This window comes from Actinoplanes solisilvae (genome assembly GCF_003999975.1).
In the GTDB taxonomy this organism is placed as follows: domain Bacteria; phylum Actinomycetota; class Actinomycetes; order Mycobacteriales; family Micromonosporaceae; genus Actinoplanes; species Actinoplanes solisilvae.
In genome coordinates, this window is sequence record NZ_RJAC01000063.1 from 1 (window position 1) to 8,346 (window position 8,346).

Annotated in this window: 10 protein-coding genes and 1 pseudogene; 5 read left to right on the top strand and 6 right to left on the bottom strand. The window is 70.2% G+C overall.

Translation table 11 applies throughout. The features are described 5' to 3' along the window. The 3 genes from EER30_RS46470 to EER30_RS46480 all read left to right on the top strand — a co-directional run. Nucleotides 1–528 (top strand): universal stress protein (locus tag EER30_RS46470; RefSeq protein ID WP_205650732.1); only part of this gene is annotated, 528 nt, incomplete at its 5' end. A 329-nt stretch (nucleotides 529–857) separates the two neighbouring features. Then, nucleotides 858–1,727: a universal stress protein gene (locus EER30_RS46475; RefSeq protein ID WP_127509717.1), complete on the top strand. Its 870-nt coding sequence runs from the start codon at nucleotides 858–860 to the stop codon at nucleotides 1,725–1,727. Between the two features lie 41 nt (nucleotides 1,728–1,768). After that, nucleotides 1,769–2,641 (top strand): TolB family protein, encoded by an 873-nt coding sequence (locus EER30_RS46480; protein WP_127509720.1) that lies wholly within the window; start codon nucleotides 1,769–1,771, stop codon nucleotides 2,639–2,641. Between the two features lie 94 nt (nucleotides 2,642–2,735). Here the strand turns inward: EER30_RS46480 and EER30_RS46485 are convergent, their stop codons facing one another. The 3 genes from EER30_RS46485 to EER30_RS47815 all read right to left on the bottom strand — a co-directional run bounded on the left by EER30_RS46485 (nucleotide 2,736) and on the right by EER30_RS47815 (nucleotide 4,549). Next, nucleotides 2,736–3,023, bottom strand: a complete 288-nt coding sequence (locus tag EER30_RS46485) for a hypothetical protein (RefSeq protein ID WP_127509723.1) — start codon at nucleotides 3,021–3,023, stop codon at nucleotides 2,736–2,738. Then, a complete protein-coding gene (locus EER30_RS46490) occupies nucleotides 3,011–3,988 on the bottom strand; it encodes a universal stress protein (RefSeq protein ID WP_127509725.1) in 978 nt (325 codons plus the stop codon). Before EER30_RS46490 ends, EER30_RS46485 begins: the two co-directional genes overlap by 13 nt. 402 nt (nucleotides 3,989–4,390) lie before the next feature. Beyond that, nucleotides 4,391–4,549, bottom strand: coding sequence for a hypothetical protein (locus tag EER30_RS47815; RefSeq protein ID WP_164842804.1), 159 nt, complete (start codon nucleotides 4,547–4,549; stop codon nucleotides 4,391–4,393). 602 nt (nucleotides 4,550–5,151) lie between these two features. On the opposite strand from EER30_RS47815, the gene EER30_RS46495 reads away from it, so the two are divergent. After that, on the top strand, nucleotides 5,152–6,111 hold the full coding sequence (locus tag EER30_RS46495; RefSeq protein WP_240670770.1) for an Acg family FMN-binding oxidoreductase: 960 nt from the start codon (nucleotides 5,152–5,154) through the stop codon (nucleotides 6,109–6,111). Nucleotides 6,112–6,303: 192 nt separating this feature from the next. Here EER30_RS46495 and EER30_RS50205 read toward each other — a convergent pair. Next, nucleotides 6,304–6,456, bottom strand: a pseudogene (locus EER30_RS50205) (hypothetical protein); the annotation flags it as partial. A gap of 157 nt (nucleotides 6,457–6,613) precedes the next feature. Continuing rightward, complete coding sequence (locus EER30_RS46500) at nucleotides 6,614–6,949, bottom strand: DUF302 domain-containing protein (RefSeq protein ID WP_127509728.1); 336 nt, start codon at nucleotides 6,947–6,949, stop codon at nucleotides 6,614–6,616. A gap of 272 nt (nucleotides 6,950–7,221) precedes the next feature. Between EER30_RS46500 and EER30_RS47825 the strand changes: the two genes are divergently transcribed. Beyond that, nucleotides 7,222–7,371: a hypothetical protein gene (locus EER30_RS47825; protein WP_164842806.1), complete on the top strand. Its 150-nt coding sequence runs from the start codon at nucleotides 7,222–7,224 to the stop codon at nucleotides 7,369–7,371. Here the strand turns inward: EER30_RS47825 and EER30_RS46505 are convergent. Beyond that, a complete protein-coding gene (locus EER30_RS46505) occupies nucleotides 7,337–7,963 on the bottom strand; it encodes a GNAT family N-acetyltransferase (RefSeq protein WP_127509730.1) in 627 nt (208 codons plus the stop codon). The genes EER30_RS47825 and EER30_RS46505 overlap by 35 nt on opposite strands. Between the last annotated feature and the right edge of the window lie 383 nt (nucleotides 7,964–8,346).

Below are 8,346 nucleotides of genomic sequence, written 5' to 3' on the forward strand. Positions count from 1 at the left end.
GCCGCCTGTTCGGTTCTGGTGGCCAGGACGACGACGCCGCGCGACGGTCCGATCATCGTCGGCGTGAACGGATCATCGTCGTCCGAACAGGCGCTCGACTTCGCCTTCGAGACCGCCGCACGACAGCAGGAGGAGCTGGTCGTCGTCCGAGCGGTGGCCTCCGCATCGACGGACGGCTTCGGGGACAAGGAGCTCAGTGCCCTTACCGCTCTGGTCGCCAACCGTGAGGACAAATACGACCTCAAGGCACGGGTCAAAGTGCTGCCGGGCGAACCGGAAGCCGTGTTGATCGCCGAGTCGATCCGGGCCGGATTGGTCGTCGTCGGCGCCCGCGGCCGACGGCCCTACCAGGGACTGCTCGGCTCGGCCGCCCAGACGCTGCTGCACCACAGCCCGGCACCGATCATCCTGGTTCGTGGCGTGGTGCGGGCGGGTTCGACCCTCTGGTCCAGGACCATCGGCCCTGCCCGACCGTACACATCCGGCGTCATGCTTCCCATGACGCCCATCGATGCGCCGCAGGCGTAGATCAGGTCGGCCGAGTGACGGCCGGTGCGGTCCCGATGAGCGCGCGGGCATATCAACCGTCAGCCGAGGGAGTCCGACATGGCGACAGCTTCGCCGCCCTGCTCCTCGGCTCGGTAAGTCAGCATCTGATCTTCCGTTCCGCCTGCCCGGTCGTAGTAGTCCGCGACGCCGTACGAGCTCCCGCCAGCCCGAACTCCTCAGCCGGATGAGTTCGAGCCGAATCGGAGGACGGTGCCCCCCTTGCCTTCGGGCGAGCCAGGACTCGCGCCGAGCCACATTCAACGCCGCACGGTCACGCGTGTCGGATCAGCTCTGGAAAGGACTGGGCGATGGCCACCAACAAGATAATCGTCGGCTATGACAGATCTTCCGACGCTCGCACGGCAGCGCGGTGGGCTCTCGACGAGGCGGGTCGTACCGGGGCGCCAGTGGAGTTCCTCTACGCCTGGGAGTGGCCGCTCTGGGCGCCTGCGGCGTCCATGATTCCCGCCACCTCTGTTTGGCCGGACAGCGAAACGGAGGACGCTATCCACCGCATGCGCGAGGATGTCGTCGCCGCCGCCAAGCAGAGCCACCCGGGGGTGCAAACGACCTTCTCCATCGTCAACGGATACGCGGCGCCGATCCTCGTCGACCGCTCGGCCAATGCCGGTATCGTCGTGCTCGGCAGCCGTGGACACAGTGCGGTGGCCGGCCTCATGGGCTCGGTAAGCGTCGCTGTCACCGCGCACGCCCACTGCCCGGTCGTCGTCGTCCGCGGTCATGCCGGCCCGAACGCTCCGATCGTCACCGGTGTGGACGACTCGGCGTCGTCGTCGGCCACGCTGGGCTTCGCCTTCGAACAGGCGGCCGTCCGCGGCGTGCCGCTGCGAGTGATCCGGGCCTGGCCGCCGGTTGCCGGGCTCTGGGAAGGCACGCCGATGGTCACCCGCGCCGTCACGGCCGAAGAACGACAACCGTTCGACGCGCTCGTCGCCGCCTGGCACGACAAGTACCCCCAGGTCGAACTCTCGGCCGAGGCCGTCGTGGAACACCCGGCCGCCGCACTGGCGCTGGCGAGCACCACCGCACAACTGCTCGTGCTGGGCAGTCGCGGACGCGGCGCGGTGCGCGGCATGCTTCTCGGCTCGGTGAGCCAGCATGTCCTGCGTCACTCCGCTTGCACCGTCGCTGTCGTTCACGATGTGGCTGGCGCCTGAACCCCGTACCGCTGACAACCTGAAGCGAGAGGACACGCGACATGGGTAGACACCGAATCATGCTCGCGGTCGGCATGACGGCCGTGCTGGTGGCCGGAGGTCCGGCCACCAGTGCCGCGGCGGCGCCCGACCGGCCCGGCGGACGGATCCTCACCCTGGCGGTGACCCAGGAGCACGGCAACGGCGAGCTGCGCAGCGTGCGGCCGGACGGCAGCAGCATCGTCTCGTACGGTCGGCAGCTTCCCTGGTTCGCCAGCCCGGACTACGCGCCGGGCGGGACCCGGATCTCCTACGTGGACGGGTTTGATATCCGGGTGATGGCAGCGGACGGCTCGGGCGACCGATGGCTCGTCGGCGCCCCGTGCGGCCCGTCCAGTCCACGCTGGTCACCGGACGCCCAGTGGATCGCCTTTGAGTCGTGCAGCGACATCTACCAGGTCAGCGCCGACGGCTACGCCGGCGGCTTCTTCAACGCGACACAGAACGATCTCAATGATCTTCAGGCGTCGTGGAGCCCTCAGGGCGGTCGCTTCGCCACCGCCACGCTGCCCGGCGTGCACGTCTATCGGGCGGACGGATCCGCCCCGCGCGAGATCAGTGACCTGCCGGGCGCCGTCCGCCTGGACTGGAACCCGACCGGCCGCGCCATCGCGGTCGCCGCAGAGGGCGACCTGTGGTTGATCAATCTGGTCACCGGCGCGCAGCGTCGGCTGACCAACACCCCCGCAGTGGTCGAAGCGCATCCTGTGTGGTCGCCTGACGGTCGGTGGCTGGCCTTCGCTCGCGGCCCGGACGACCCCGACGACCCCGGCGCGGCCCTCAGCCCGCGAGTCTGGTTGATGACCGTCGCCGGTACCCGAGCGCACTCGACCGGCGTGCCGGGAATCCCGACAAGCTGGCGATCAAACCCATGACCGGTCGGCCTTCCCCAGGCCGCTCCGGGCGCCGGCCGGAGCCCGGGCCAATCGACGCACGGGACGGCTGTCGTGCTCAATCGGGACGCGCCTCTCAGGGTGCTCGCAGCGGATGGACGGAGTCGTCGCGGCAGGCGAGCCCCGCCATCGCGGTTCGGTAGTGCTCCTGGTCGATCTTCCCGGAGCTGAGCCGGGCGAGAAGCGACTTCTCCGGGTCCGGATCGGGCGTCGGCGGGAGCGCGAACAAGGACGACAGACAGGGGTCGACCGCGACGGCCGGCGGATGGGGACGCTGCCGTGCGCGTTGGACACGCGCCACCACGACGGCGCCGACGACGCGCATGATCAGCATGACGAAGACGATCACGATCAGCGGATCCATGGCCTGCTCCCGTCCCGTGTGAGCGGTGATCCGACCAGGAAGACCGGGCAGTGCGCCCGTTGCGGCAGCAAGTGGGTCGCCGCGCCCAGCGCCGTCCCGGGAATGAACATCCCGTGGTGGTAGCGGCCGATCACCATCGCGGCGGCGTGTCCGGAGGCTTCGATCAGTGCGGCCACGGGATCACCCGATATGATCTTGTGGTGGATCGGCACGCTCGTCCGCGCGTCGAGCTGTTGCGCCAAGTTCGTGCCGTCGCCGACAACGTGCAGCAGAACGACCTCGCAGCCCCGGACCCGCGCCTCGGCGAACGCGAAATCCGTCGCCGCCCGAGCCGCCTCGGAGCCGTCCACACCGACCACCAGCGGCCGCGCCGCCCAGTCGGACCCGACCGGACCGCCCGGCATCCGGACCACCAGGACCGGCCCGGGGTGCAGACGGACGACATGGGCGGCGACACTGCGGCCGACCATGGCCGCGGCGCCACCGTGACGGTGGCCCACCACCACAAGCCCCGCATCGCCCGCCTCCGCGAGCAATGCCCGCGCCGGATCCGAGCCGATGGCGAGCCGGCCGGTCACCGCGATCGACGGCGAACAGGCATGCACACGGTCGGCGAGCCGGCACAGCAACCGTTCTCCGGCTTCCTCGGCGCCGTCGCGCCGGACGTTGACGATGCGCAGCGCCCAGCCATGCATCTCGGCCTCGACGGCGGCGTGATCGACTGCGATGGTGCTGCACGGGCTATCGTCGGCGCCGACCAGGACCGTAGTGGTGGTCACCGGCTTCCGGACGGCTTGCCCGGCGGGGCGGGCGCCACCCCGGCCCGGCGTGGCGGCGTACGGATCAGAGTGGTTGGCCGCACCCAGGTAACGGTTGATCGCTTCGCCGAAGGGGGTGGGGCGCCCGGTGCCGGCAATGTTCCGGCGCGCCTCGGTCTCCGCCTTGGACCTGTCGATGTTCGTCATGGCGGCACCTTTCGCCAATGCCAGGACGCCGGTGAAGCTACCGGTGCCCTCCGTCCCTATCGCACCTCACCGGTGGTCTCGGCGGCAGGGCTGTCAGACTCGTCGACGGCGGACGTTGTGCCTTTCCGCCGGTGGCGCAGCCTCGCTATCGATGGCGCCGCGGATGATGGCGTCCACGTCGATGACGGCTGTCGTTTCGTCTGAGCATGCTCTCAGTCATTAGGACCGCGACGGTGCGTTCACGCCGGCGAGCTCGGTCCGCGCCGGCTGGGTTCGGGATGGGCCGAACTGACCTCGGACATGCCAAATCTGCTCTTGGACCTGTCCGCGTGAGTCGCGTCTCTCTGGGTGACCTGCTCGTTCGCGCGCCGGCGACGCTCTGCGCGACGGCCTCGGCCGGAGCTAACGGCGCAGGGCCTTACGCCGGACCACTCCGATTGACACGGTGCCGGCGAACAAGATGATCCCTACAATGGCCAGCCAGATCAACCCCTCGATCGCGAATCCAACCACCGTCAGGATGAGCCAGAGCACGAGTAGAACAATGACCAGAACAAGCATGTCCATTCCCTCCTGACGGGAGGCCCTTGTCGAGGGCGGTAACCCTTTGAGCGTCTACCCCCCGGGCTGGAAAGGGCAGGGCCGAAAGACCCGGACCGGCGTTGCCTATCCGGCAGGGCGGTGTTAGAGGTCAAGTCCGTTGGCGGGCTATCCCAACAGTCGTACGCCTGCGGATCGCACAGGGTGCAAAGCTCACCGCCGGCGCGTTCGGCAGGCATCGACCTGCCGTAACGCGGCTTGGTGAAATCGCGGCGGCCCATTCCCCCACAGTGCCGCTGGCGATAACGCGAACCCCGCCCTCCCGAGGGTTCCGTCTCCAGGCAGGTCAGCGCGGCGGTGCTGGTGTGCCCTGAGCCGTGCCCACCGCTATGCCCGAGGTCGCCGTGGACAGGACTCTCGGCCCTGGCGGCTCCGGTCCGGTTCGGGCGACGATGAATCGAGCTCGCCGGCACGTGGGCGAGGACCCAGGGTGGTGAAGGAACCCCGAGATGGACCCGGAGAGGGCCGGCCGGCGAAGCCTACGGCTCCGATGCGGAGAAATCGACGTTTCGGCCGCCCGATTCGCATCACCATGATGCCTGCGATCCTAGGGGGTTCCGATCATGACACCGCTCGAGCAGGCAGTGGACAGTGCTCGGCACGCGCCGTCGATCTTCAACACGCAGCCCTGGTCGTGGCGGATCAGCGGTTCCGCCTTGGAGCTGAACGCCGAGCCCGGCCGCCAAGTGGGCAGCATCGACCCGGACGGCCGCCTGCTGCTGCTCAGCTGCGGCGCGGCCCTGCACCACGCCCGCATCGCCCTGTCCGCGGCCGGCTGGTCGGCGACCGTCGACCGCCTGCCCGACCCCGAACGGCCGCAGCTGCTGGCCCGCCTCACCCTGGACAGGCCCACGCCGCCCGACCCCGAGACGGTCCGTATGGCGGCCGTGATCCCACGCCGACACACCGACCGGCGATCCTTCGCCGGCCGTGTGGTCAGCGACCGGGAGCTGTCCAAGCTGCGCCGCATCGTCGAGCGCGAGGGTGCTTACCTGCATACCGTGCGCCGCGAGCAGGTCGCCAGGCTTGCGTTCGCAGCCGACGCCGCCGGGCAGGCCGAGCTGGAGAATCCCGCATACCGTGCCGATCTGCAGAAATGGACCGGTCGGCCCGCCCAGGCCGGCGACGGCGTCAGCCCGGCAACCGCAGTCCGGCCCGGCCCGCGCCGGGTGCCGCTGCGCGACTACTTCCCGGCTGGCCCGGCAGAGCTCAACCCTGGAACCATCCACGACGAGGGCGCTGCGTACGTCGTGCTGTTCGGCACCGGTGACCGGCCTCTCGACCTGCTGCGCGGCGGCGAGGCGCTGTCCGCGCTGCTGCTGCTCGCGGCCGCCGACGGACTGTCCGCATCACCACTGAGCGACGCCGTCGAGCTCGAGTGGCCGCGGCAGTTGATCCGCCACCTGCTCGCCAGGCTCGGGGAGCCCTATCTGATCGTGCGCCTCGGCTACCGCACCAGTTCGGACTCCGCCCCGGCCGCGCCGCGCCGCGATCTGCACGACATCGTCTCCCTCGCGACGTAGCCAGAGTGCGGCGGCGGCTGCCTCGTCCGCGGCGACCGGCACGTCCTGGGTGTCTCTTTCGTCCGGGTCCTTCGCCGGCAGGGCGGAACAGCACGTGCTTCTCGTCGCCGAGCGACTCGACGCCCAGGGAACGATCAGCAGGGTGCCCGGACGAGGTTCCGGAGCCACTGCGGAGGCGACCGGTCGCAGCCCCATCACCATGTGGCAGCCGAGGTAGCGGACCAGCCCGGGACGGCGCCGGAGCGCACTCGGCACCTCGAACTCGTGCCCGGCGAGGACCACCGTCGTGTGCTCGTCGTCGCCTCGTAGCTCCACGGTCGCGAAGTTCATGCCGGGCGAACCCATGAAGCCCGCCACGAACCGGTTGGCCGGCGCCTGGAAAAGCTCGTCGGGCAGGGGCGAGCGGCCCTGCTGGGTGGCTTCGGAGCGCGACTCCGGTGACGAGGAGGCGCCTCTATTCGGCAGGGCAAATCCTGGTCCGTTGACGAGCACCGACAAGTCCTCAAGAAGGCTCTCGTGTGAGCGGACGTCTGTCGATTGCCTCCTTGATCACGTCGAGGACCCTGCTGTGCAACGTTTCGACAGCCCGGGCCGTCATGGCGTCGGTGGGCTCGGCCGGAGCGGGTACCTCGATGGCCGTCCCGGTGTCCGTCTCGCGCAGGACGATCACGGCCAGCGCCAGGTCGGCGCCTGCCGGGTCGCTTCTGAGAATGCGTACGGTGATCGCCGGGTTCAGGGCCAGCACGATGACGTGCGGCGCCACATTCGCGCCGACTCGCCGTCCGAGCTCGGCCCGCAGGTCGACCTGAGCGAGCCGGGTGAACCCACGGCGGCGCAATGCGGTGACGTTCAGGACTTCCGATCCGTGCGGCCCTGACCGGGTGCCGCCTAGCGTCGAGATCGTGGAGCGAAAATCCCGGCCCGCGTCGGACTCCGAACCCCGCGCGGTGGGACGGGTGACGGGGCGGGTGCGCCTCGGCCCAGTGGTCGGTCGCGCTCGGCGCCGCCCTGCTGGCCTCGATCGGGACGGCCCAATGGCTGGTCCTGCGAGCGATCGTCGCGCGGTCGGCGAGCTGGATCGTCACCACCGCGCTCGCCTGGCTCGCCGGGGTGGCCGTCTTCCTCGGGTTCGCGACGCCGCTGTGGCACCCAGGTCAGCCGCTCGCGCTGACCGTGGCGATCGGCGCGGCCGGCGGCCTGCTGATGGCGGCCGTGACATCCGCCGTCACCGGTCTGGCCCTGCGGCGTCTGCTGCGGTGAGGGCCCGGCCCCGTCCCTCCGGTCGCTCCTCAAGTTCGTGGACGGCCGCCTCCACACGAACGCGGTCGAGGCCGACCAGGGCCTCGGCCAGCCCTTCCTTGATGATCCGGCGTCCACCGCCGAGACGGTCCACCAGCGATGCCACCGGCCGATTCCCGGCGAGGTAGCAGGCGCTGAACGTCGCGATCCCACGGTCGAGCGCGGCCTCGGCCAGCAGCTCGATCAGGGCGGTCGCCAGCCCGGCGCGGCGCCAGCCCGGGTCGACGGCCACGGCGACCTCGGCGACCTCGTCCGTGGTCGCCTCGTACCGGGCGATCGCGACGCCGCGTCCGGTCACCGGGTCGGTCGCCACGAGAGCGAATCGCCGTCCATAGTCCAGCTCGCACAAATGGCGCAGCAACTCGGGCGTCAACGGCGGCGGGGAGCCGATGAACCGACGGTGCAGCGTGTCCGCGTCAGCGGTGCGGATGGCATCGGCGAGTTGCGCCGCGTCACCCGGGACGATCGGGCGCAGACGAACCAGGCGCCCGTCCGACAGACGCAGCTCTCGCTCGTACTCACGGGGATAGGCGGGCGGAACCGAGCGGTCCATGACCTCTATGGTGGCCCCGGCGGCCTGGTCGCACCCGGGCCGAAGTCCCCTGGCGGCCACGGCGTCCGGCCCGCGAGGACAACCGGCCGGATCCGGGGCGGGCGCCGCGCGTCAGCCGGTAAACAGGTTGATGTTCCGCAGGACGCCGGCACGCCGACGACGTCCGATTGAGCGACAGGTCTCGATCCGGCACGAGCACCGGGACGTTCGACTCTGTGGCATGTGGCGTCTTGAGCGCACGCTTTCGGGGTGAGGGGACCTCACTACCCCTACCTCGATCTGTACCGCACCCAGGTCGTCAAGCAGGCCGACCTGGTACTCGCCATGCACTGGTGCGGAGACGCGTTCACCGCCGAGGACAAGGTACGCAACTTCGCCTACTA

What these genes read in the sequence shown, in the direction of transcription:
- EER30_RS46475 (WP_127509717.1), top strand. Translation starts at nt 858, where the DNA reads ATGGCCACCAACAAGATAATCGTCGGCTATGACAGATCTTCCGACGCT.
- EER30_RS46480 (WP_127509720.1), top strand. Translation starts at nt 1,769, where the DNA reads ATGGGTAGACACCGAATCATGCTCGCGGTCGGCATGACGGCCGTGCTG.
- EER30_RS46485 (WP_127509723.1), bottom strand. Translation starts at nt 3,023, where the DNA reads ATGGATCCGCTGATCGTGATCGTCTTCGTCATGCTGATCATGCGCGTC.
- EER30_RS46490 (WP_127509725.1), bottom strand. Translation starts at nt 3,988, where the DNA reads ATGACGAACATCGACAGGTCCAAGGCGGAGACCGAGGCGCGCCGGAAC.
- EER30_RS47815 (WP_164842804.1), bottom strand. Translation starts at nt 4,549, where the DNA reads ATGCTTGTTCTGGTCATTGTTCTACTCGTGCTCTGGCTCATCCTGACG.
- EER30_RS46495 (WP_240670770.1), top strand. Translation starts at nt 5,152, where the DNA reads ATGACACCGCTCGAGCAGGCAGTGGACAGTGCTCGGCACGCGCCGTCG.
- EER30_RS46505 (WP_127509730.1), bottom strand. Translation starts at nt 7,963, where the DNA reads ATGGACCGCTCGGTTCCGCCCGCCTATCCCCGTGAGTACGAGCGAGAG.